The organism is Micromonospora sp. CA-246542 (genome assembly GCF_050942905.1).
Taxonomy (GTDB): Bacteria; Actinomycetota; Actinomycetes; order Mycobacteriales; family Micromonosporaceae; genus Micromonospora.
The window spans coordinates 4,867,867-4,890,923 of sequence record NZ_CP192040.1 but is presented as its reverse complement, the minus strand read 5'-3'; the positions used below and the strand labels follow the sequence as shown (position 1 = coordinate 4,890,923).

The following is a 23,057-nucleotide window of genomic DNA, read 5'->3' as shown; positions in this document are numbered from 1 at the left end:
GATCGATCCTGGGCAATCCTTCGATGTGGGGCGTCGGCGCGGGCAGCTGCGGCAGGTCAGGTTCAGCGTTCCCGGCGGCGGGGGCGGTAGCTGGCGATCGTCGCGGGTAGGCCGCGGCGAATGATGCCGGCCCAGTCGGTGTCGCCGCGCAGGACCGCGGCCGCGGTCTTGCGGGCCTGCTCGGCGGTGAAGTGTGGCGGCAGCATCAACTCGGCCGGGTCGACCAGCGCGTTGATGACCACCGGACGGTCCGCGGCGAGCGCCCGATCCCAGACGCCCGGGATTTGATCCGGCGAGTCGACCAGCTCACCGCGCAACCCGAGTACCTCGGCCCACTGGTGGTAGCCGATGTCCGGGAGCTGTTGGCTGTCCGGGAACATCGGCGTGCCCTCGCTGGAGCGCTGCTCCCAGCTGACGAACGCCAGGTCCCGGTTGTTGAGCACCAGCACCACGAACCGTGGGTCGGCCCAGCCGCGCCAGTACTTCGCCACCGTGATCAGCTCGTTGACGCCGTTCATCTGCATGGCCCCGTCGCCGATCATCGCGATCAGCGGCCGGTCCGGGTGGGCGAACTTGGCGCTCAGCGCGTACGGCATCGCGCCGCCCATGGACAGCAGCGTGCCGGAGAGGCTGGCCAGCATCCCGGGCCGGACCTGCACGTGCCGGGCGTACCAGGCGGTCGCCGTGCCGCAGTCCACGGCGAGCATCGCGTCGTCGGGGAGCCGATCGCTGAGAGTGCTGAACAGCAGTTGCGGGTTGACCGGGTCGGCGCTCTGCCCGGCCAGGTCGCGCTGGGCGCGTCGCCACGCCGAGGTGGCCTCGGCGATCTCCGCCCGCCAGGCGGTCGGCCCGGGGCCGGGGCCCAGCTCGTCCAGCAGCGCCCGCAGGGTGGGGCGGGCGTCGCCGGTCAGGTTCACCTCGGTCGGGTACCGCAGGCCGAGCTGCGTGCCGTCCAGGTCGATCTGCACCGCGCGGGCCTGGCCGGGCGGCGGGTAGAACTCCGAGTACGGCATGTTGCTGCCCACGATCAGCAGCCGGTCGCAGCCGGTCATGAGCTGCCAACTCGGCCGGGTCCCGAGCAGCCCGATCGCGCCGGTCACCCACGGCTCGCGGTGGTCGACGGTGGCGAAGCCGAGCAGCGCGGTGGCCACCCCGGCACCGAGCCGGTGGGCGATCTCGCGTACCTCGGCCTCGGCCCCGAGCGCGCCCTGACCGACCAGCATGGCCACCCGCTCGCCACCGCGCAGCACCTCGGCGGCGCGGCGCAGGTCGGCCGTCGGCGGGACGGTCGGCGTACTGCTCGGCACGTTGCTGGTGTGGTAGTAACCGTGCGCGTGCGGGGGATCCACGACGGCCGGCTCGTCCTGGATGTCCGAGGGGAGCACCAGCGCGGTCACCGTCCGACGGGACAGCGCCGTGCGGCACGCCCGGTCGACGAGGTGGCGTACCTGCGCGGGGTGGTCGAGCTGGGCCAGGAAGGCCGCCGCCACGTCCTTGTACAGGGCCAGCAGGTCGACCTCCTGGTAGTAGCCGCCGCCCTCGGCGGTGACCGCCGTGTGCCCGAGCAGGGCGACCACGGGTTGGTGGTCGAGCTTGGCGTCGTACAGGCCGTTGAGCAGGTGGATGGCACCGGGGCCGCTGGTCACCAGCGCGCAGCCCAGCGGCCCGCCGCCGTACTTGACGTGGGCGGACGCGGCGAACCCGGCGGTCTCCTCGTGCCGCACCTGGACGAACTGGGCGCGTTCGTTGGTGCGTTGCAGGGCGGAGGTGATGCCGTTGATGCCGTCTCCCGGATAGCCGAAGTACCGGCGTACGCCCCAACTGAACAAACGGGAGACGATGTGGTCCGCGACGGTCGGACGGCGGGGCAGGGTGCCCCCTTCGGCCGGTGCCGTGTGCTCTGCGCTCACCTGGCTGGTCCTTCCCGTGGCGTCCGGTATCCCACCGGTCGTTCCCCTTCTCGACCGGGCAAAACACCCCCCGCCGGGCGGACGTCGGGGTGGCAGCCGGGCGTCCGGCAGAATCGTCGGGTGCCCGTCCACCAGATCACCGACCCCGACGACGACCGGATCGCCGACTACCGCGCGCTCACCGACGTCGAGCTGCGCACCCGCTGGGAGCCTCCGCACGGCCTGTTCATCGCCGAGGGCGAGCTGGTGCTGCGCCGGGCGCTACGTGCCGGCTATCCGGCCCGGTCGTACCTGATCGACGCCAAGCGCGTCGACCAGCTGGCCGACCTGGACACCGGCGACGCGCCCGTCTACGCCGCCACCCAGGACGTGCTGGAGAAGGCCACCGGCTTCCACGTACACCGGGGAGTGCTGGCGTCCTTCCACCGCCGTCCGTTGCCGACGGCGGCCGAGGTGCTCGCCGGCGCGCGCCGGGTGGTGATCCTCGAGGACGTCAACAACCACACGAACCTGGGCGCGATCTTCCGGGGAGCCGCCGCGTTGGGCGTCGACGCCGTGCTGCTGTCGCCGTCCTGCGCCGACCCGCTCTACCGGCGCAGCGTGCGGGTCAGCATGGGGGAGGTCTTCGCGCTGCCGTACGCCAAGCTCGACCGCTGGCCGGCCGGCCTCGACGAGGTACGCGCGGCGGGGTTCACCGTCCTCGCCATGACGCCCGCGCCGGACGCCGTACCCATGCAGCGGTTGACGCCGAGGCAGCGCGAGCGGGCGGCGTTGCTGCTGGGCGCCGAGGGGCCCGGCCTGACGGCGGCGGCGCAGGCGGCCAGCGACGTGCGGGTGGTCCTGCCGATGCGGCGCGGAGTGGACTCGTTGAACGTCGCCGCGGCGGCGGCCGTGGCGTTCTGGGAACTGGGACGCGGCGATCCGCTTGCATGACCATGCGTCTTGTTGAATAATCTTCCCCGTGTCCAAGGTTCTCACCTCCCTGCCCATCGGCGAACGTGTCGGCATCGCCTTCTCCGGCGGCCTCGACACCTCGGTCGCGGTCGCGTGGATGCGCGACAAGGGCGCCGTCCCCTGCGCGTACACCGCCGACATCGGCCAGTACGACGAGCCCGACATCGGCTCGGTCCCCGGCCGTGCGCTCAGCTACGGCGCCGAGGTCGCCCGACTCGTCGACTGCCGCGCCGCCCTGGTCGAGGAGGGCCTCGCCGCGCTGACCTGCGGCGCCTTCCACATCCGCTCGGGCGGACGCTCGTACTTCAACACCACCCCGCTGGGTCGGGCGGTGACCGGCACCCTGCTGGTCCGCGCGATGATCGCCGACGACGTCCAGATCTGGGGCGACGGCTCGACCTTCAAGGGCAACGACATCGAGCGGTTCTACCGCTACGGCCTGCTGGCCAACCCGATGCTGCGCATCTACAAGCCGTGGCTGGACACCGACTTCGTCACCGAGCTGGGTGGGCGCAAGGAGATGTCCGAATGGCTGCTCGAGCGCGGCCTGCCCTACCGGGACAGCACCGAGAAGGCGTACTCCACCGACGCCAACATCTGGGGCGCCACGCACGAGGCGAAGACCCTGGAGCACCTCGACACCGGCATCGAGACGGTCAGCCCGATCATGGGCGTGAAGTTCTGGGACCCGTCGGTGGAGATCCCGACCGAGGACGTCACGATCGGCTTCGACCAGGGCCGTCCGGTGACGATCAACGGCAAGGAGTTCGGCAGCGCCGTCGACCTGGTGCTGGAGGCCAACGCCATCGGCGGCCGGCACGGCCTGGGCATGTCCGACCAGATCGAGAACCGGATCATCGAGGCCAAGAGCCGGGGCATCTACGAGGCGCCCGGGATGGCGCTGCTGCATATCGCGTACGAGCGGCTGGTCAACGCCATCCACAACGAGGACACCCTGGCCAACTACCACAGCGAGGGTCGTCGCCTCGGCCGCCTGATGTACGAGGGTCGCTGGCTGGACCCGCAGGCGCTGATGCTGCGCGAGTCGTTGCAGCGCTGGGTCGGCACGGCGGTCACCGGTGAGGTGACGTTGCGGCTGCGCCGGGGCGAGGACTACTCGATTCTCGACACCACCGGCCCCGCGTTCAGCTACCACCCGGACAAGCTGTCGATGGAGCGCACCGAGGACTCGGCCTTCGGCCCGTCGGACCGCATCGGCCAGCTCACCATGCGCAACCTCGACATCGCCGACTCCCGCGCGAAGCTGGAGCAGTACGCCTCCCTCGGCATGGTCGGTGGCGCGGGAAGCGAGCGGATGATCGGGGCCGCGCAGGCAGCCTCCACCGGACTGATCGGCGCGATGCCGGAGGGCGGCGCGGAAGCCATCGCCTCCCGAGGCGTCGCCACCGCCGCGGACGAGGCGCTCGACCGGGCGGCCATGGAGTTCGGCACGGACTGATCCGGTACCCGGCCGGTCGAAGCCCGGGGTCACGGACGGTAGCGTGTCGGCCGTGTTCCCTACCGTCCGTGAGGTCCTGGCCCTGGACCCGGTCCGCCACGGCGCTCCGCGCGTGGTCGCCGGGGACGCCGGGCTGGACCGGCCGGTCCGCTGGGTGCACGTCGCCGAGGTCCCCGACATCGCCACCCTCCTCGGCGGCGGCGAACTGGTGCTGACCACCGGCATCGGCCTGCCGGCCGACGACGCGGGACTGCGCGCGTTCATCGGCGACCTCGCCGACGTGGGTGTCTCCGGACTCGTCGTCGAACTGGGCCGTCGCTACGTCACCGGCGTACCCCGGGTGATGACCGCCGCCGCCGAACGACGCGGCCTACCCCTGGTCGAGCTGCGCCGGGCCACCCCGTTCGTGCGGATCACCGAGGCGGTGCACGCGCTGATCGTCGACGCGCAGCTCACCGAGCTGCGGGCCGCCGAGGAGATCCACCAGCGGTTCACCGACCTCTCCGTCGAGGGCGCCGACGCCGCCGAGGTGATCCGACAGGCCGCCGAGCTGTCCGGCTGCCCGGTCGTGCTGGAGAACCTGTCCCGGCAGGTCCTCGGATACGACCCGGCGGGGGAGAGCGCGGAGCTGCTGCTGGACGGCTGGGAGCAGCACTCCCGGCGCATCCGTCCGGTCGGGCGGACCGCGTACGACCCGGACAGCGGCTGGCTCGTGACCACCGTCGGCGCGCGGGGCCAGGACTGGGGACGGCTGCTGCTGCGCTGGCCGGCCAGCGGCGACGCGCCCACCGACGCTCCCCCCAATCGGCTGAACATCCTCGTCGAGCGGGCCGCGTCCACCCTCGCGCTGGGCCGGCTGATCCGCCGCGACGCCGAAGGGCTGGAACGGCAGCTCCACCGCACCCTGCTCACCGCCCTGCTCGACCACTCCCGACCGGTCGACGAGGTGGCGCTGCGCGCCAAGGCGCTCGGCGTGACGCTCGACCGTCGGCACCTCGTCGGCGTGCTGGTCCGCCACCGCGCCGACGACCCCGCCGCGGACGGCGGCCCCGAAGCCGGCCAGGCCCGGCTCCGCGACCTCTCCGAGGCCGTCGGCCAGGCGCTGCGGGAGGCCAAACTGACGGCACTGACCAGCGCCGTCGACGACAACTCGGTGGGCGCGCTGCTGGCCCTGACCGACCCGGCCGCCGAGGACCGCGCGCTGTCCGCGTTCGCCGAGGCCCTTCGTCGGGTACGCCTCGACACCGCCACCGGCCGGACCGCGTCGAACGCTTCGGGCGGGGTGATCGTGGCCGCCGGATCCGGGGTGAACAGTCTGCGCGAGGCCCGGCGGTCGCTCGTCGAGGCGCGGCAGATCGCCGAGGCCGCCCGGCGGGACCGGCGTGACCTGCCCGTATTCCGGCTGCCGCACGTGGGTCTGGCCGGCCTGCTGCACCTGCTGCGCGACGAGCCCCGACTCCAGACCTTCGTCGAGCGGGAACTCGGCCCGCTGCTGGAGTACGACGCCCAGCACCCCCGGGAGCGGCTCCTCGACACCCTGCGCGCGTACCTGGAGCAGGGCCGCAACAAGTCCGCCGGCGCGGCCGCCGCGCACCTGTCCCGACCGGCCTTCTACGAACGCCTGGCCCGCATAGCCCGCATCCTGAACGTGGACCTCGACTCGGTCGAAGCCACCCTCTCCCTCCACGTGGCCCTCCTGGCCCTGGAAGCAGTCCGCACCCCCTGACGAACCCTTCTTGATCAGCCGGACGGATCCGCCGTCCGATGGACTTTTTGTTGGGGCACGGCTTGAACCCAAGGCCACGTCGGCCCGTAGGGCGACCGAAGCGCCATCAGGGTGTAGGGGCGGGGGGACGCTCCAGATGATCTTGGGGAGGCGAGTGCCACGCCGGAAGTTGGATCACTCCACGTCATCTGGGTCAGCGCACGCACCCACGTCACAACGAGTCCCAACCGCTGAAAGAACAGAGAGGATGTCTCATGCCGCCGAGGAAGAAGACTGAAGAAGAGTGGGTGGCGTTCGAGGAGATAGCACGGAAATACTACGGGAACGGCCAAAAAAATCTGCTGACAGTTCCCCCGCAAAATTACCAGAGGCAGGCCACCAACGGAATTTGGGTAAACCTCGGACGAGACCTTTATGATTGGCGGCGGAAGGGCAGGCGGCCTCCCAGTGACATGCCCCCGCGCCTGAAGGAATTCTTGGAGGGTTGCGGAGCAATCGGCGACGTGGCGAAGGCGGTCGCGCCCACTGGTCTTAAGTTTAGTAGTGACGCCAGGTGGGAGGCGTTCGAGGAGGTAGCACGGGCCTACTACGGAGATGGCCAGAAAAATCTGCTGACACTCCCACCGGTAACGTACAGTAGGTGGGCCTCCAACGGAATTAAGGTAAACCTCGGACAAGACCTTTGCAGTTGGCGGCAGGATGGCGCGGATGTTCCGAAGAGCATGCCCCCGCGCCTGAAGGAATTTTTGGAGTATTGCGGAGCGATCGGCGCCCTGGCGAGAGTGATCGCGCCCGGAGTTGGGCGAAAGAAAAATGATGATAGGCGGGAGGTGGCGGCCCCCTTTTCTGAGGGTGCGGGTGTGGTGTCGGGGGATCATGGGGAGCGGGCTCATGATGGGGTGGAATATTCGTCTGTTTATGGGAGGCAGCATGGGGGTGCTGGGCCGGAGTCGTTTCCGCAGGGGGTGATGAGGTCTGTGCAGCAGCCGGCCGGTGGGGAGTATTCCTACGGCGGTGACGCCGCAGCGACGGCACGGGGTTACCAGGACGGTGGGTATTCGGGTGGGTATGGGGGGCAGGTTCCTGACCGGGTCGGTACCCCGTCTGGTTATGAGCGGCAGTACGCGGGCACGGAGTGGGAGTCGTTCAGGCCGATCGACGGGAGCGCCGCCCACCTGACCACCGGCGCCGGTGGCGCGGGTTCTGCTGGCGGCTACGTGGTGCCTGCGGGTCCTGCTCAGCAATCGGCCGTCGGGGCGTATTCCTACGGTGGTTATGCCGTGACGGAGGATTACCGGAGCGCTGTGTATTCGGGCGATGGCGCGTATTTGTCTGGTTATGGGGGGCAGTACGCGGGCACCGGGGGGGAGTCGTACCAGCAATTCGACCCGAACGCCGCCCACATCACTACCAGCGTTGCCGGCCCGGCCCCTACTGGCCCCTACTACGACAACAGCGGCAACCCGCCACCCGCGGACTACTCCCGGTGGGCACCCGGCAACCCCACACCGCCGCGACGGTAACCCAGCCCATGGTGGTTGTGGGCGGCGACGTCACGTACGCCGGCCACACTTTGGAGTCACCGAGCCCCAGCCGCTGAAAGAACAGAGAGGACGTCTCATGCCGCCGAGGAAGAAGACTGAAGAAGAGTGGGTGGCGTTCGAGGAGATAGCACGAAAATACTACGGGAACGGCGAAAAAAATCTGCTGACAGTTCCCCCGACGACGTACAGTAAGCGGGCCACTAACGGAGTTATGGTAGATCTCGGACTGGACCTTTATAATTGGCGGCGAGAGGGCAGGCATTTACCAGAGGGCATGCCCGAGAGCCTGAGGGAGTTCTTGGAGTATTGCGGAGCGATCGGGGACTGGGCGAAATCGGTGGCCCCCAGCAAGGTTAAGTATAGTACTGACGCTAGATGGGTGGCGTTCGGAGAAATAGCACGAGACTACTACGGGAATGGCGAAAAAAATCTGCTGACAGTCCCGCCGAAACTTTACCAGAAGCGGGCCAGCAACGGGATTATGGTACACCTCGGACAGAATCTTGCTGATTGGCGGCGGGAGGGCAAGACTGTTCCGAAGAGCATGCCCGATGATCTGAGGGATTTTTTGGAGTACTGCGGAGCGATCGGCGCCGTGGCGAGAGCGATCACGCCCAAACGGGGGGCAAAGAAAGGTGAGAAGAGGTCGAGGGCGTCGGCGCGGTTTTCTGAGGGTGCGGGTGTGGTGTCGGGGGATCGTGGGGAGCAGGCCTCCAGTGCGGTGGGGTATTCGGGTGGGTATGGGGGGCAGGTTCCTGACCGGGTCGGTACCCCGTCTGGTTATGAGCGGCAGTACGCGGGCACGGAGTGGGAGTCGTTCAGGCCGATCGACGGGAGCGCCGCCCACCTGACCACCGGCGCCGGTGGCGCGGGTTCTGCTGGCGGCTACGTGGTGCCTGCGGGTCCTGCTCAGCAATCGGCCGTCGGGGCGTATTCCTACGGTGGTTATGCCGTGACGGAGGATTACCGGAGCGCTGTGTATTCGGGCGATGGCGCGTATTTGTCTGGTTATGGGGGGCAGTACGCGGGCACCGGGGGGGAGTCGTACCAGCAATTCGACCCGAACGCCGCCCACATCACTACCAGCGTTGCCGGCCCGGCCCCTACTGGCCCCTACTACGACAACAGCGGCAACCCGCCACCCGCGGACTACTCCCAGCGGGCACCCGGCAACCGCAGATCGCCGCGACCGTAGCCACGTCGGCTGCCGCGTCACCCGTCCGGGAGATCGCCTCCGGTGGCGCAGACTATCCGTGGCGGTCAGGCGAGGGAGGTCAGGGCTTTGGCGTAGGTGGGGGGGATGTGGTTGGGGCCGCCGGGGGTGAAGACGTCAGTCGTTGCCACCGCGGACCAGGCGGTGGCCGGTACGGCGTCCACCAGGGCCTTGATCACCGGGGCGTCGCGCCACTGGTCCTGCTCGGCGAGCAGGCCGAGGGCCACGACCGACTCCTCGACCTCGCCCACGCACTCGAACGGCTTGTGCCCGTCCACGCCCAGCAGCTCCCGGTAGCCGGGGATCTGCTCCGGGTCGGCGAGCATGTCGCCGCCGAAGATGTGCGTGACCCGCTCCCGGGGCATGAACGGCGCCATGGCCAGGAAGACGAACCGGCACTTCGGGCAGTTCCGGCACCAGCGCTCGGACGCGTCGCGCAGCTTGAACGCCTGGTTGCAGCTGGTCACCACGTCGTCGTACCGGGTGAACTCGGCGAACAGTCGGGCGATGTGCAGCTCGGACAGCGACCGCAGCAGGGAGAAGTACGGCTCGGTGAGCCCGGCGTGCTCGGCCAGCGCGCCCCGCAGCAGCCCTTCGGCCTCCACGCCCTTGGACCACTGGTGGTTGATCTCGTGACCGTTCCAGATCAGGTTCGGGTCGGACGCGGAGCGCTCGTTGGACATCACCACCGGGCCCAGCCCGTGCAGCACGGCCGTCGCCACCGCGATCAGGGAGTTGATGGCGGTGACCGGGATGTGGCCGTTCAGCGCGCCGGCGGCGTTCAGGTCGAACAGCACCGGGTCGATCCGCCGGCGGGCCGCGAGCGGCGTCAGCCCGGACGCCTCGTTCACCGCGACGATCACGTGATTCGGGTTCACCGAGAACGGCACCGGGTCCAACTCGGCGCGGCGCAGCGCCTCCAAGCTCACGATCGAGTCCTTGCCGCCGCCGACCGCCGAGAGCGGGCGACGGTCCGAGTTGTCGTACACCCGGGCCGGCGTCACCGACCCGGCCGGCACCTCCGGACGCAGTTCCAGCACGTACGGCAGCTCGTTGCGGTACGCGTACTCGGCGAGGCCCTTGGTGTAGACGGCCGTGACGTAGTCGACGGTGGCCGCGCCCAGCGGCGCCGGCAGCACCAGTCGGGGCGGCGCGGCGGCCTTGTAGTAGCTGACCCCGGCGACGAGGTGCAGCACCTCCAGCACCCGGTTGAGGGTCGCCACCGTCTCGTCCGATGGCGGCTCCGCCGGCAGCGGGAGAGTGATCACCTCGGTGAACCGCTGCTCACCGGCCGGGCCGGTCAACGCGTAGTCGAACAACACCTCGCCGGTGGCGAAGTCGATCGAGTAGGACGGGAAGGTGAAGGCGTCCATCCGCCGGAGCTGCTCGTTGGGCACACGCCATACTAGGCCCTGGTTCGTCCGGCCGTGTCCGGACCGGGCCCCGCCAGCCGCCGCCGTGACCCCCGAGGAGAGCCCCGTGCGCCTGTCTGACCTGCGCGGACGTACCGTCGCCGTCTGGGGCACCGGTCGGGAGGGCCGGGCCGCTGTGACCGCCATCGCGGCGCACGGCCCCGCCGAGCTGGTCGCCGTCGACGACAGCGCCAACTTCCTGTCGCTGCCGTGGGACGGTCCGCTGGCCGAGGCGGCCCCCCTGGTCACCGGCGAGGCAGGGTTCGCCCGGCTGACCGGCGCCGACGTGGTGGTCCGCTCGCCCGGGGTGCCGCAGACCCATCCGTGGCTGGTCGAGCTGCGGCGACGTGGCGTCCCGGTGACCCAGGGCACCGCCCTCTGGATGGCCGACCACGCCGCCCGCACCGTCGGGGTCACCGGCAGCAAGGGCAAGAGCACCACCTCCAGCCTGATCAGCCACCTGCTCAGCGCGATGGGCCGACCCAACGTCTTCGGCGGCAACATCGGGGTGCCCACGCTCGACCTGCCGGACGCCGAGCTGTACGTGTTGGAGCTGTCGAGCTACCAGTGCAGCGACCTCACCGACTCGCCCCGGGTCGCCGTGGTCACCGCGCTGTTCCCCGAGCACCTGGACGCGCACGGCGGCGAGCGGGAGTACTACCGCGACAAGCTCAACCTGCTCGCCCACGACCCGCAGACGATCGTGGTCAACGGCGGAGACCCGCGGCTCGCCGCCGAGCTTGGTGACCTGCCCGCGACCCGGGCCGGCCGGCCCGACACCACCCACGTCGCCACCGGCGCGGACGGTACGCCCTGGTTCCACCTCGGTGACCACCCACTCTTCCCGCGTGCCGTGCTGCCGCTGGTGGGCCGGCACAACGAGGGCAACCTCTGCGTCGCGCTCGCCGTGCTCGACGCGCTCGGTGTCGACGTGGTCGCCGCCAAGGACCACCTCGCCGTCGCCGTCGCCGAGTTCCAGGGGCTGGCCCACCGGCTCACCGAGATCACCGACCCGTCCGGGTTGACCTTCGTCGACGACACGTTGGCCACCAGCCCGTACGCGGCCATGCACGCCATCGACGCGTACGACGGGCGGCCCTTGACGGTGATCGTCGGCGGCAATGACCGGGGGCTGGACTACACCCCGTTGGCCGAGCACCTGGCCGAGCGCGAGCTGACCGTCATCGGCATCCCGGACAGCGGCACGCGGATCGTCGAGGTGCTTGCCAACCTGCCGAAGGTGCGGACCGAGTTGGTCGACGACCTGGTCGAGGCGGTACGGCTGTCCCGGGAGGTCACCCCGGCCGGCGGGGTGGTGCTGCTGTCGCCGGCCGCCCCGAGCTACGGCCGGTTCCGCAACTTCGAGCACCGCTCCGAGGTGTTCGCCCAGGCCGTCCGCGACACCGCCGGCTGAGGCTGGTTCAGCGCAGGCTCTCGTGCAGGGCGCGCATCGAGCGGATTGCCGAGCGGATCTCCTGGAGGTAGCGGCCCGGTGTGAGGGTCTGCTCGGGCAGCGCCGCCACGTCGGCCACCGCAGGGTCCACCCCGACCGTGTCGATGTCGCAGCCAAAGGGCAGGGCCAGGGTGCGCAGCGCGTCGCAGTGCTGGAACGGCACGTAGATGGGCGCGGTGACCGTCAACACCTCGTCGCCCGGCGCGAGCCGGACGTGCCCGGCCCAGAACCGCTGGGTGTCGGCGGTGTGTGCCCGCCGCCGGTCCGGTTCGCTGGACGGCGCGGCCAGCACCCGTACCGGCGGCAGGCCCACCGGCCGGTAGGTCCGCGACGACCAGGAGTGGTGCGGGTGTCCGGCGTCCACGCCGGCCTGCTCCGCCGGCGCGGCCACCTCGAAGACCCGCCGGACGGCGGTGTCCAGCACGTCCACCTCGGTCTCGTCGGCCGGAAGACCGGCGTCGGCGAGGGTGGCCCGTTCCCACTCGGACAGCGGTCGGAAGCTGCCCAGCACGGCAACCTCACGCCGTACCGTCAGGCCGGCGCGCAGCAGGTGCGCCGCGTACCCGACGCGCCGCACGCACGCGTGCGCCAGCCCGCCCAGCACGACCAGATGGGCGTACGCCGACCGGGCCGGCGGTAGCGGGTGGACGAGCCCGAGCGCGGCGGCCGCATCGAGGACCAGCATCGCGGTGGCCGGATCGAGGTCCGGTTCGCGCGCGTCGGGTCGTTCCCGCCCGCCCCGGAAGTCCCAGTGGCGGGCGGAGAAGTCGTCCAGGTACCGCAGCGCCTCGGCGAGGTCGCCGGCTGGCCAGTCGCCGCCGAAGTGCCCGACCAGGCCGCGCAGCGAGCTGGAGCAGACCCAGGCCTCGATCCGCTCGGCGACCGTACCTGTCTGCGTCTCCTGCACCTGCCGGATGCTACCGGCCGGGCTGTTGTGGCTGATGTTTACGCTGGCCGCAGCGGCTGATGGGGGGACTTCGATGACCCGTGACGGTGCGCGCCCACGGCGCGGGGGCGGCCCCTCCGCGAGCGGCTTCCTCCGGCTGGTGGCGCACACCGACCCGGTGGCGCTGATCGGCATCACGTTGTCGATCACCCTCAGCGTCCTGCTCGACCTCACTGGCGCGGCCTCGGGCGTGGAGTCGCTGCTGGCCGGCCTGATGGGCATCACCATCTCGCTGCTGGTGGACTCGCTGGCCCGCGCGGAACGCCGGTTCCACCTGCGGACGCTGCTGGAGGGTCCACCGTGGCTCGCGCACACCGCCACCGAGGTGGTCGTCGCGATGCGGGAGGCGACGGAGCAGCACGCCGGTACGCGGGTCGCGGTGGAGGCGCGGCGACGCTACGAGCAGTTCCGGCTGGAGGCCGAGCAGTTCGCGCAGGGGCGCGTCATCCGGCGGGGCGACGAGGCCGAGGACCTGCTCGGCGCGACCCGCGCCTGCGTACACCGGCTGGACGCGTTGACCAACGTGATGCCCCGGGCGAGCGGGGAGCTGAGCTGGTGGCGTAGCGAGATCGGCCGCCGCTACTGGGAGGGGAACGTCGAGGCTCTGCGGCGGGGCGTACGGATCACCCGGGTCTTCGTCTACGCCACGTTGACCGACGAACTGTCCGACCTGGTCGGTCGGCAACGTGCGGCCGGGGCCCGGGTGGGGCTGCTGCCCTTCGGCGCGGTGGGCCCGCACCTGCTCGTCAACTTGACGCTCTGGGACTCGTCGAGCTGCTGGGAGGCCCGGATGACCGCCCACGGCGAGATCGGCGAGAACCAGTTCTCCGTCAACCGCGCCGACGTCGAGCGACTGACCCGGGTGTTCGACGCCTGCGCGAGCGCGGCGACGTTCGAGGACCCGACGCCGACGCCATGACGTGGAGCGCCGTCCTGCTGGTGACGGCCGTGGTCGGGGCGGTGAGCGTGATCCGCTCGGTACGGCTCCGGGCGCTGGTCTACAGCCTTCCGTTGCCGATGACGCTGGCCCTGGTGACGACCGGGTACGACGTCGGCGGCGCGCAGGTGCTCGGCGTGCTCGGGCTCAACCTCTTCTTCGTCACCGTGGCGGTCACCCACCGGCGGCTGCGCTGGCCCATCCTGCTCGCCGACGGCGCGGGGATCGGTGTCTACGTGGCGCTGAGCGCCGGCCTGGTGGCGGTCGACGTCCCGTTCGAGGCGGCCCTCGCCGGCACGCTCGCGTTCTGGGCGGCGGCCATGCTGCTGCGCCGCCGTCGCGCCCGACCGGTCACCGTCACCGCTGACGGGCCAGCCCCAACAGGGCTGCCGGTGCCGCTCAAGCTGGCGGTGATCTTCGTGGGGGCGGTCCTCACCGCGCTGCTCGGGGCCGTGTTGCGTCAGATGGTGGTGACGTTCCCGTACTCGGGGGTGCTGGTGGCGGTCGAGGCGCGACACCAGTTGTCCGAGTTCACCGGGCACTTCGCCCGCAACAGTCTCGCGCTGGTCGCCTTCCTCACCGCGTACCACTACGTCCAGGACGTCTCGACGGCCCGCGCGCTGGGGGCCGGCTGGGTTGCCTTCGCGGTGGTCGCCGCCGTCCTGCACCTGCCGTGGCGTCCGCGCGCCGCCTGAGTGTCAGGTCGTACCCGCTCTGCGCTACACCCTGACAGTTGTCCACACCGGCCGCCGGTGGGAGCGTGCGGTATCCACGAACGCCGCTGAAGGGTGCCACGATGACCGACGACCTGCTGGCCCGGCACCGGGCCGTTCTTCCACCCTGGATGCCGCTGTACTACGCCGAGCCGATCGAGCTGGTCTCCGGCTCCGGTCGCCGGGTCACCGACGCGCAGGGCCGCAGCTACCTGGACTTCTTCGGCGGCGTGCTGACCAACATGATCGGGTACGACATCCCGGAGATCCGGGAGGCCGTCGAGCGGCAGCTCGCCACCGGCATCGTGCACACCTCGACGCTCTACCTGATCCGCCAGCAGGTCGAGCTGGCCGAGAAGATCGCCGAGCGCTCCGGCATCCCGGACGCCCGGGTGTTCTTCACCAACTCGGGCACCGAGGCGAACGAGGCGGCGCTGCTGGTCGCCACCAATTACCGCCGCTCGCACCAGGTGCTGGCCGTGCGCAACAGCTACCACGGCCGGTCGTACGCGGCGATGGGCGTCACCGGCAACCGCACCTGGTCGGCCAGCGCGCTCAATCCGTTGCAGGTGGCCTGGCTGCACTCCGGTGACCGGGTACGCGGCCTGCTGGCCCGGTTGAGCGCCGACGAGCGCCTCGACGCGGCCGTGGAGGACCTGCGCGAGGTGCTGGCCACCCAGACGTCCGGCGACGTGGCCGCGTTGATCGCCGAGCCGATCCAGGGCGTGGGCGGGTTCGTGCACCCACCGGACGGGCTCTTCGCGGCCTGGAAGAAGGTCCTCGACGAGCACGGCATCCTGTTCATCGCCGACGAGGTGCAGACCGGCTGGGGGCGTACCGGAGAGCACTTCTGGGGCTACCAGGCGCACGGGGTCACCCCGGACCTGCTCACCTTCGCCAAGGGCATCGGCAACGGGTTCGCCCTGGCCGGGGTGGTCGGTCGGGCCGAGGTGCTCCAGGCGGTGCCGGGGATCAGCTTCTCCACCTTCGGCGGCAATCCGATCTCGACGGCGGCCGGCAACGCGGTGCTCGACTACCTGGTCGCGCACGACCTCCAGGCGAACGCGGCCCGCGTCGGCGCGATCCTCGCCGACGGCCTGCGGTCCGCCGTGGGCGGTCTCGACTGCGTCGCCGAGGTACGGGGAAAGGGGCTCATGCTCGGTGTCGAGTTCGTCCGGCCGGGCAGCGGCGAGCCGGATCCGGCGTTGACCAACCGGGTCTTCGAGGCGTGCCGCGACGGCGGTCTGCTCACCGGCAAGGGCGGGCTCTACGGCAACGTGCTGCGGATGGGGCCACCGTTGACGCTCACCGAGGACGAGGCCCGCGAGGGTCTGGCGATCCTGGTCGACGCGATCCGCTCGTCGGCGGAGGTGACGGCATGAGCGCCGGCGGTCCGCGCGGCATGAGCGCCGGCGGTCCGGGCGGCCCGAGCGTCGACGGTCCGGGCGGCACCAGCATCGCCGGTCCGGGCGGCGTGAGCATCGGCCACTTCGTCGACGGCAAGCGGGTCGGCGGCACGTCCGAGCGACGGGGTGACGTGTTCGATCCGGCCACTGGTCGTCGTACCGCCGAGGTCGAGCTGGCCTCGACCGCGGACGTGGACGTCGCGGTGCGGGCCGCCGCCCAGGCGGCCCGGACCTGGCGCGACGCCTCGCTGGCCCGGCGGTCGGCCGTGCTGTTCGCGTTCCGGGAGTTGGTGCACGCCCGCCGGGACCGGCTCGCCGAGGTGATCACCGCCGAGCACGGCAAGGTGCTCGCCGACGCCGCCGGCGAGGTGCAGCGCGGCCTGGAGGTCATCGAGTACGCGTGCGGAATGCCCTCGGCGCTGCGCGGCGCGTTCAGCGAGAACGTCTCCACCGAGGTCGACTCGTACACGATCCGGCAGCCGCTCGGCGTGGTGGCGGTGATCTCGCCGTTCAACTTCCCGGTGATGGTGCCGCTGTGGTTCGTGCCGGTGGCGGTGGCCTGCGGGAACGCGGTGGTGCTCAAGCCGAGCGAGAAGGACCCGAGCGCGGCGCTGCTGCTGGCCGAGTGGTTCGCCGAGGCCGGCCTGCCCGACGGGGTGTTCAATGTGGTGAACGGCGACGCCGAGGCGGTCGACGCGCTGCTGGACCACCCCGAGGTGCGCGCGGTGTCGTTCGTCGGCTCCACCCCGATCGCCCGGCACGTCTACCAACGCGGCACCGCCGCCGGTAAGCGGGTGCAGGCGCTCGGTGGGGCGAAGAACCACATGGTGGTGCTCCCCGACGCCGACCTGGACCTGGCGGCCGACGCGGCGGTCAACGCCGGGTTCGGTTCGGCGGGGGAGCGGTGCATGGCCATCTCCGTGCTGGTGGCGGTGGAGCCGGTCGCGGACGCCCTCGTGGAGCGGATCGCCGCCCGGATGGCCGGGCTGCGCACCGGTGACGGCCGGCGGGGCTGCGACATGGGACCGCTGGTCACCGCCGCGCACGCCGAGCGGGTCCGGTCCTACGTGGACGCGGGCGTGGCCGCCGGGGCGGTGCCGGTTGTCGACGGGCGGGAGGTGACGCCCGACGGCGACCCGGACGGCTTCTGGCTCGGCCCGACCCTTTTTGATCGGGTGACCCCGGACCTGTCGATCTACACCGACGAGATCTTCGGGCCGGTGCTCAGCGTCGTGCGGGTGGGCTCGTACGACGAGGCCGTGGCACTTGTCAACGCCAGCCCGTACGGCAACGGCACGGCGATCTTCACCAACGACGGCGGGGCGGCCCGCCGCTACCAGCACGAGGTGGAGGTGGGCATGGTCGGCATCAACGTGCCCATCCCGGTGCCCATGGCGTACCACTCGTTCGGCGGCTGGAAGTCGTCCCTCTTCGGCGACCTGCACGCCCACGGCGAGGACGGGGTGCGCTTCTTCACCCGGAGCAAGGTGGTCACCAGCCGGTGGCTGGACCCGCGCCACGGTGGCGTCAACCTCGGCTTCCCCACCCAAACCTGACCGATACCGATCACCCCCCCCGGCCCCCGGCCCCCCGCCCCCCGCCCCGCCTCGGTGATCAAGAGGTTCGCGTCACCAACCGCGCTCTCGATGGCGCGAACCTCTTGATCACCCGCTGGGGCCGGGCTGACCCGTCAGCCAGGTCAAGCAGGCCGCGGCTTGACCAGTAGGAAATCTCCTACCTATTGTGGCCGCATGACCGTGACCCATGTGCAACTACTCTCGGTACCCGTCGCCGACCAGGATCGGGCCCGCGACTTCTACGTCGACGTCCTCGGGTTCGACCTGGTCTGGGACAACCCGATGGGCCCCGACGGCGGACGCTGGGTGCAGGTGGCACCCCCGGGTGCCGCCACCGCCCTCACCCTGGTCACCTGGTTCCCGACCATGCCGCCCGGGTCGCTCAAGGGCCTGGTGCTGGAGACCGACGACCTGGACGCGGACGTCGCCCGCCTGCGGGAGCGGGGGGTCGACTTCGTCGACGGGGGCATCCAGTCCGCCCCCTGGGGCCGGTACGCCACCTTCGACGACCCCGACGGCAACGGCATCGTCCTCCAGGCGACCCGTGTCTGAGTCGGACATCTTCGCGGCGCTGGCCAACCCCACACGTCGCGAGCTGTTGCGGCTGCTGCGCGAGGGTGGGCAGCAGCCGGTGCAGCGGCTCGCCGACCAGTTCGACATGCGCCGGCCGAGCCTGTCCGAGCACCTCAAGGTGCTCAAGGAAGCCGGCCTGGTGGTCGAGCGGCCGGTCGGCCGGCAACGGCTGTACGCCCTGCGTCCGGAGCCGCTGCGGGAGGTCGCCGACTGGCTCAGTCCGTATGAGGCGTACTGGCGGGGTCGACTCGGTGCGCTGCGCGACGTGCTGGACGAGCTGGACGATGAGTGAGCGCGGCACCATCCGGGTGGACCAGTTCCTGCCCCACCCGCCGGCCAAGGTCTGGCGGGTTCTGACCGATCCTGATCTCATCGCGCGCTGGCTCATGGAGACCGACTTCGTGCCGGTCGTGGGCCACCGGTTCACGTTCCGCACCGGCCCGCGCCCAGGATTCGACGGCATCGTGCACTGCGAGGTGCTCGACCTGGAACCCCAGCGACTGCTGCGCTGGTCCTGGCGGGGCGGATCGCTGGACACGGTGGTGACCTGGACCCTCGCCGCCGAGGGCCGGGGCACCCGGCTCTTCCTCGAACACTCCGGCTTCGACCCGGACGACCCACTCCAGCAGCGCACCTACGCCCTACTTGACGGCGGTTGGCGCTCGCACGTCTGGCGTCGCCTCAGCACGGTCCTCGACATCCTTGAGTCCTAGTCTCCCGCCCGCATCGTGCCCGGCTCCGCACGCCCATGATCGCGCTCGATCCTGGAAAGAGTCCCCTCCTCGCGGCGGGAGGCCACTACTTCCTGGATCGGGCGCGATCTTGCGTCTCTGGCAGGGGTGCGGTGGCCCGGCGGCGCGCGGTGGGGTGGTCAGGGGGTGGGGAAGAGGAGGGTGTGTAGGGCTGCCGGGTCGGTGACCTCGGGGAGGTCGCGGGCAGCGAGCCAGGCGGCCGCGGCCGCGCCGTCGCCGGCGGTACGCAGGGGCGCCGTCGGCCAGCGTCGACCGATCTCGACGCGGACGGCGCGGGCGAGCGGGGTGTCCGCGATGAGCAGTCCACCGCCGAGCACGACCGGCGTCGTCGACTCCGCCGGGCGGATGCGGGTGACGCTCTCGGCCAGGTGGGCGGCGGCCTCGGCGATCAGGGCGGTGGCGACCGGTTCGCCGTCGATCGCCGCGGTGACGACGAGCGGCGCCAGCCGGGCGAGGTCGATCGGCGGTCGCCGGGTGACCGCCTGGACCGTGGCGTCCACCGTGTCGCGGGGGCGGGGGCCACGTCGGCGCTGCCCACAAGTTCGGTGAGCACGGCCGCGCCCAGCCTGCCCGGGGCGTGGCCGGCGTCCAGGTCGGCGAGGAGTCGGCGGACCGCTTCGCGGCCGAGCCAGAAGCCCGATCCGGCGTCGCCGAGCAGCCAGCCGTGCCCGTCGGCGACCCGGTCGAGCCGCAGGTCGACGACCTGCGCGGTGATCGCTCCGGTGCCGGCGATGAGGATCGTCCCGTCGGGCTCGGCGGTGCCGGAGGCGTAGGCGACGAGGGCGTCGCCGTGTACGGCGTACGGGCAGCGCAGGCCGGCGTCGTGCCAGGCGGAGTCGAAGGCGGCGCGTCCGGCGGGGTCGGCGAGCAGTCGGGCCGCTCCGGCCAGCCCGATGGTGCCGGCGGCCACCCGGGTCGGGTCGACGTCGGCGAGCGCGGCGCGCAGCGCGGTCAGCACCTCGGCGGCGGCCCGTTCGGCACCGTGGCTGGTGGGGTTGCCACCGCCGGCGTTGCCGGTGCCGAGGCGTTCGCCGGCGAGGGTCAGGGCGGTCGCCCGGGTGGACGTACCCCCGACGTCGAGACCGACCACGACGGTGTCGGACATCGGCACGGGCCTCCTTGCGCTGCGTGGTCACGGGCCTGTTCATGCTGGTCGGCACGGCCGCGATGGGCAACTCCGGAGTGCGCGTGCGGGCTGTGCGCCAGGTAACAGTTTGAAAACTTCGCCCACAGTCTTGACACGGAGGGCCGTTCAGTAAGAACTTTTACCACTAACAGTTAACAGTCTTTTCGGAAAGGTGAGGCGTCCCATGGTTGATCACGAGGTGGACACCGCCGCGGGGACCGCGGTGGTCGACGCCCACGCGATCGACCGAAGGAGCGCGGCCTCCGACGGGGTGCTCGCCCGGGTGCGCAACGGGCTCGGCGAGCTGACCGGCGCGCTACGCCGGGTCGCCGAGCACGTGCTCAGCGACCCCGAGGCCGCGGCGCGCTCGACCATCGTGGAACTGGCCGAGCGCAGCGGCACCTCACCGGCCACCATCACCCGTTTCTGCCGGGCCATGGGCTTCGAGGGGTACGCCGACCTGCGCCTCGGCATCGCCGCCGAGACCGGCCGGGCCCGCTCGGCCGGCTGGACCGTCGACATCGGCCGTGAGATCCAGCCGAACGACCCCCTCGGTCGGGTCCTCGACCAGATCATGGCCGCCGACACCCGGGCCATGCACGACACCGCCGCGCTGCTCGACCTCGGCGAGGTGGAACGCGCCGCCGTGGCGATCGCCGGCGCCACCCGGGTGAACATCTTCGGGGCCAGCGGCAGCGCCCTGGTGGGCGAGGAGATGCAGTTCAGCCTGCACCGGATCGGGGTGGCCGCCTGGGCGTGGAGCGACGTGCACGAGGGGCTGGCCAGCGCCGCGCTGCTCGGCGTCGGCGACGTCGCGCTCGGCATCTCGCACACCGGTCAGACCCGGGAGACCATCGAGATGCTCGCCGAGGCGGGCAGTCGGGGCGCCACGACCCTCGCCCTGACCGGCTTCCCCCGCTCGCCGTTGGCCGAGCTGGCCGACATCGTGCTGCTCACGGCCAGCCAGGCGACCACCTTCCGGCCGGACGCGCTCTCCGCCCGCCACCCGCAACTGGTGGTGCTCGACCTGCTCTACATCGCCGTCGCACAGCGCACCCACGACCGCGCCCACGCGGCCTTCCGGCGTACCGCGCAGGCCGTCGACGGGCACAAGGCCGCCAAGGGGGTCCTCTCATGATCAGTGCACAGGGGTACGCGGACGCGGTCCGTCCGGTGCTCGACCGCCTGCTCGACTCGGAGGCCGACGGGATCACCCGGGCCGCCGACCTGATCACCGACAGCCTGCGCGCCGGCGGCGTGCTCCAGGCGTTCGGGGCCGGGCACTCCGAGGCGTTCGCCGCCGAGCTGGTCGCGCGCGCCGGCGGGCTGGTCCCCACGAACCGGCTCTCGGTACGGGACCTGGTGGTGCACGGCGACGCCCCACGCGACGTGCTCGCCGACCCGAAGCTGGAACGTGATCCCTCCATCGCCCACCAGATCTACGCGCTCGCGGCGCCCCAGCCGCGCGACGTGTTCGTGGTGGCGTCCCAGTCCGGCATCAACGGCTCGGTGGTCGAGCTGGCGGCGCTGGTCACCGAGCGCGGTCACCCGTTGATCGCGGTCACCTCGGTCGAGCACACCGCGCGGGTGGCGCCACGGCACCCGTCCGGTCAACGGCTCGCCGACCTTGCCGACGTCGTGCTGGACAACGGCGCGCCGTACGGTGACGCACTGCTGCCGCTCGAGGGCGGCGGCGCGGTCTGTGCGGTCTCCTCGGTCACCACGGCGCTGCTGGCGCAGTTGCTGACCGCTGAGGTCGTACGACGGTTCCACCAGGCCGGGGAGGTACCCCCTATCTACCTCTCCGCCAACGTCCCCGGTGGGGACGAGCACAACATCGCCCTCGAGTCGCGGTACGCCGGACGTCTCCGGCGTACGGCCTGACCCGAATTCCACAAGGAGAGACGACGATGTCGATTACCCCCGAGCACCCGGCCGCGCTCGACCGCCGCACGGTGCTGCGTCGCGCCGCCGCCGTGGGCATGCTCGCCACCCCGGCCATCGGCCTGCTCAGCGCCTGCGCGACGAGCAGCGGCGGTGACAAGGACAATGAGAAGGCCGCCGAAGGCACCAAGAGCGAGAAGAACCCGCTGGGCGTCAAGGAGGACGCTCCCATCGAGGTGATCATCTTCAACGGCGGTTACGGCGAGAAGTACGCGACCGACGTGCACGAGCCGCTGTACAAGAAGGCGTTCCCCAAGGCGGAGATCAAGCACCAGTCCACGCAGGCCGTCTCCACGGTGCTCCAGCCGCGGTTCGCGTCCGGCAACCCGCCGGAGTTCGTCAACAACTCGGGCGAGAAGCTGATCGACTTCGGCTCGCTGGTCGCCGACGGTCAGCTCCAGGACCTCACCGAGCTGTGGGACGCCCCGTCGGTCGACGACCCGGCCAAGAAGGTCCGCGACACCGTGGTGCCGGGCACCGTCGAGGCGGGCTCGTTCAACGGCAAGCCGTACGTGCTGTACTACGTCTCCACCGTCTTCGGCATCTGGTACTCGGCCAAGCTGTTCAAGGACAACGGCTGGGCCCCGGCGAAGACCTGGGACGACTTCATCAAGCTGCTCACCGCCATCAAGGCCAAGGGCATCACGCCGTACGGGTACGCGGGCGCGAACGCGGCCTACTACCAGTGGAACGTGATCCTCACCCAGGCCGCCAAGATCGGTGGCACGGACGTGCTGAAGAACATCGACAACCTGGAGGACGGCGCCTGGAAGCAGGACGCGGTCAAGCAGGCCGCCGCGGCGTGGGCCGAGGTCGGGGCGAAGTTCAGCGACAAGAGCTTCGAGGGGCTCAAGCACACCGACGTGCAGCTGCGGCAGAACCAGTACAAGGTGGCCCTGTACCCCAGTGGTGACTGGCTGGAGGGCGAGCAGAAGCAGGACACCCCGGCCGGCTTCGACTACCAGCTCATGCCGGTGCCGAGCCTCACCGCGTCGGACAAGCTGCCGGCCACCGCGCTGCGGGCCACCGCGGGCGAGGGCTACTTCGTCTCGGCCAAGAGCAAGAACCCCAAGGGCGGTCTGGAGTACATGCGCCAGATGCTGTCCAAGGAGGGTGCGAAGGGCTTCACCGAGGTGGTCAAGGCCCCGACCGTGGTCACCGCCGGTTCGGAGGGCTTCGCCTTCCCGCCCGGTGTGGCCAGCTCGCAGGCCGCGCTCAAGGCGGCCGGCCAGGACGTGTTCAACCTGTACTTCGACGGCTGGTACAAGGAGCTCGACACGGAGGCGCGCAGCGCCACCAACGAGCTGATGTTCGGCCGGATCAACGCGGACGCCTTCGTGGAGCGGATCCAGAAGCGCGCCGACGCGATCAAGAAGGACAGCTCGGTCGCCAAGTTCAAGCGCTGATCGATC

The 23,057-nt window shown here is 71.0% G+C and carries 18 protein-coding genes and 1 pseudogene; 15 read left to right on the top strand and 4 right to left on the bottom strand.

The genetic code is table 11. The features are described 5' to 3' along the window. Positions 1-62 precede the first annotated feature (62 nt). Entirely contained in the window at positions 63-1,910 is a 1,848-nt protein-coding gene (locus tag ACQP0N_RS22555) for a thiamine pyrophosphate-requiring protein (RefSeq protein WP_433113911.1), read from the bottom strand. 120 nt (positions 1,911-2,030) lie between these two features. Between ACQP0N_RS22555 and ACQP0N_RS22550 the strand changes: the two genes are divergently transcribed. From ACQP0N_RS22550 to ACQP0N_RS22535, 4 genes are all read left to right on the top strand, one after another. Then, the gene (locus tag ACQP0N_RS22550; protein ID WP_433113909.1) at positions 2,031-2,843 is read left to right on the top strand and encodes a TrmH family RNA methyltransferase; all 813 of its coding nucleotides are present in this window, start codon (positions 2,031-2,033) and stop codon (positions 2,841-2,843) included. 28 nt (positions 2,844-2,871) lie between these two features. Then, on the top strand, positions 2,872-4,323 hold the full coding sequence (gene argG / locus ACQP0N_RS22545) for an argininosuccinate synthase (protein WP_433113907.1): 1,452 nt from the start codon (positions 2,872-2,874) through the stop codon (positions 4,321-4,323). A 43-nt stretch (positions 4,324-4,366) separates the two neighbouring features. Then, positions 4,367-6,049, top strand: coding sequence for a PucR family transcriptional regulator (locus tag ACQP0N_RS22540; RefSeq protein WP_433113905.1), 1,683 nt, complete (start codon positions 4,367-4,369; stop codon positions 6,047-6,049). A gap of 1,653 nt (positions 6,050-7,702) precedes the next feature. Continuing rightward, the gene (locus tag ACQP0N_RS22535; protein ID WP_433113903.1) at positions 7,703-8,788 is read left to right on the top strand and encodes a hypothetical protein; all 1,086 of its coding nucleotides are present in this window, start codon (positions 7,703-7,705) and stop codon (positions 8,786-8,788) included. Between the two features lie 65 nt (positions 8,789-8,853). Here ACQP0N_RS22535 and ACQP0N_RS22530 read toward each other — a convergent pair whose 3' ends face one another. Continuing rightward, on the bottom strand, positions 8,854-10,203 hold the full coding sequence (locus tag ACQP0N_RS22530) for a hypothetical protein (RefSeq protein WP_433113901.1): 1,350 nt from the start codon (positions 10,201-10,203) through the stop codon (positions 8,854-8,856). Positions 10,204-10,285: 82 nt separating this feature from the next. On the opposite strand from ACQP0N_RS22530, the gene murD reads away from it, so the two are divergent. Then, entirely contained in the window at positions 10,286-11,632 is a 1,347-nt protein-coding gene (murD, locus tag ACQP0N_RS22525; RefSeq protein ID WP_433113899.1) for a UDP-N-acetylmuramoyl-L-alanine--D-glutamate ligase, read from the top strand. Positions 11,633-11,639: 7 nt separating this feature from the next. Here the strand turns inward: murD and ACQP0N_RS22520 are convergent, their stop codons facing one another. Then, positions 11,640-12,578: a hypothetical protein gene (locus ACQP0N_RS22520; RefSeq protein WP_433113897.1), complete on the bottom strand. Its 939-nt coding sequence runs from the start codon at positions 12,576-12,578 to the stop codon at positions 11,640-11,642. Positions 12,579-12,651: 73 nt separating this feature from the next. Here ACQP0N_RS22520 and ACQP0N_RS22515 point away from each other — a divergent pair, with 73 nt between their 5' ends. The 7 genes from ACQP0N_RS22515 to ACQP0N_RS22485 all read left to right on the top strand — a co-directional run bounded on the left by ACQP0N_RS22515 (position 12,652) and on the right by ACQP0N_RS22485 (position 18,536). Next, positions 12,652-13,536: a hypothetical protein gene (locus ACQP0N_RS22515; RefSeq protein WP_433113896.1), complete on the top strand. Its 885-nt coding sequence runs from the start codon at positions 12,652-12,654 to the stop codon at positions 13,534-13,536. Then, positions 13,533-14,249, top strand: coding sequence for a hypothetical protein (locus tag ACQP0N_RS22510; RefSeq protein WP_433113894.1), 717 nt, complete (start codon positions 13,533-13,535; stop codon positions 14,247-14,249). The genes ACQP0N_RS22515 and ACQP0N_RS22510 overlap by 4 nt, the downstream gene beginning before the upstream one ends. Positions 14,250-14,350: 101 nt before the next feature. Next, positions 14,351-15,649 (top strand): aspartate aminotransferase family protein, encoded by a 1,299-nt coding sequence (locus tag ACQP0N_RS22505; RefSeq protein WP_433113892.1) that lies wholly within the window; start codon positions 14,351-14,353, stop codon positions 15,647-15,649. Beyond that, positions 15,646-17,229: a CoA-acylating methylmalonate-semialdehyde dehydrogenase gene (locus ACQP0N_RS22500; protein WP_433113890.1), complete on the top strand. Its 1,584-nt coding sequence runs from the start codon at positions 15,646-15,648 to the stop codon at positions 17,227-17,229. Before ACQP0N_RS22505 ends, ACQP0N_RS22500 begins: the two co-directional genes overlap by 4 nt. A 195-nt stretch (positions 17,230-17,424) precedes the next feature. After that, positions 17,425-17,802 carry a glyoxalase superfamily protein gene (locus ACQP0N_RS22495; protein WP_433113888.1) on the top strand — a complete coding sequence of 126 codons (378 nt, stop codon included), beginning with the start codon at positions 17,425-17,427 and terminating at the stop codon, positions 17,800-17,802. Continuing rightward, the gene (locus ACQP0N_RS22490) at positions 17,795-18,115 is read left to right on the top strand and encodes an ArsR/SmtB family transcription factor (RefSeq protein WP_433113886.1); all 321 of its coding nucleotides are present in this window, start codon (positions 17,795-17,797) and stop codon (positions 18,113-18,115) included. The genes ACQP0N_RS22495 and ACQP0N_RS22490 overlap by 8 nt, the downstream gene beginning before the upstream one ends. Then, entirely contained in the window at positions 18,108-18,536 is a 429-nt protein-coding gene (locus ACQP0N_RS22485; protein WP_433113884.1) for an SRPBCC family protein, read from the top strand. Before ACQP0N_RS22490 ends, ACQP0N_RS22485 begins: the two co-directional genes overlap by 8 nt. Before the next feature lie 158 nt (positions 18,537-18,694). On the opposite strand, the pseudogene ACQP0N_RS22480 reads toward ACQP0N_RS22485, so the two are convergent. Then, a pseudogene (locus ACQP0N_RS22480) lies at positions 18,695-19,680 on the bottom strand (N-acetylglucosamine kinase). A 205-nt stretch (positions 19,681-19,885) separates the two neighbouring features. Between ACQP0N_RS22480 and ACQP0N_RS22475 the strand changes: the two are divergent. The 3 genes from ACQP0N_RS22475 to ngcE are packed head-to-tail and all read left to right on the top strand — an operon-like array spanning position 19,886 to position 23,051. Continuing rightward, a complete protein-coding gene (locus ACQP0N_RS22475) occupies positions 19,886-20,839 on the top strand; it encodes a MurR/RpiR family transcriptional regulator (RefSeq protein ID WP_357128182.1) in 954 nt (317 codons plus the stop codon). After that, entirely contained in the window at positions 20,836-21,585 is a 750-nt protein-coding gene (locus ACQP0N_RS22470) for an SIS domain-containing protein (RefSeq protein WP_355052754.1), read from the top strand. The genes ACQP0N_RS22475 and ACQP0N_RS22470 overlap by 4 nt, the downstream gene beginning before the upstream one ends. Positions 21,586-21,611: 26 nt before the next feature. Beyond that, positions 21,612-23,051: an N-acetylglucosamine/diacetylchitobiose ABC transporter substrate-binding protein gene (gene ngcE / locus ACQP0N_RS22465; RefSeq protein ID WP_355052755.1), complete on the top strand. Its 1,440-nt coding sequence runs from the start codon at positions 21,612-21,614 to the stop codon at positions 23,049-23,051. Positions 23,052-23,057: the final 6 nt, after the last annotated feature.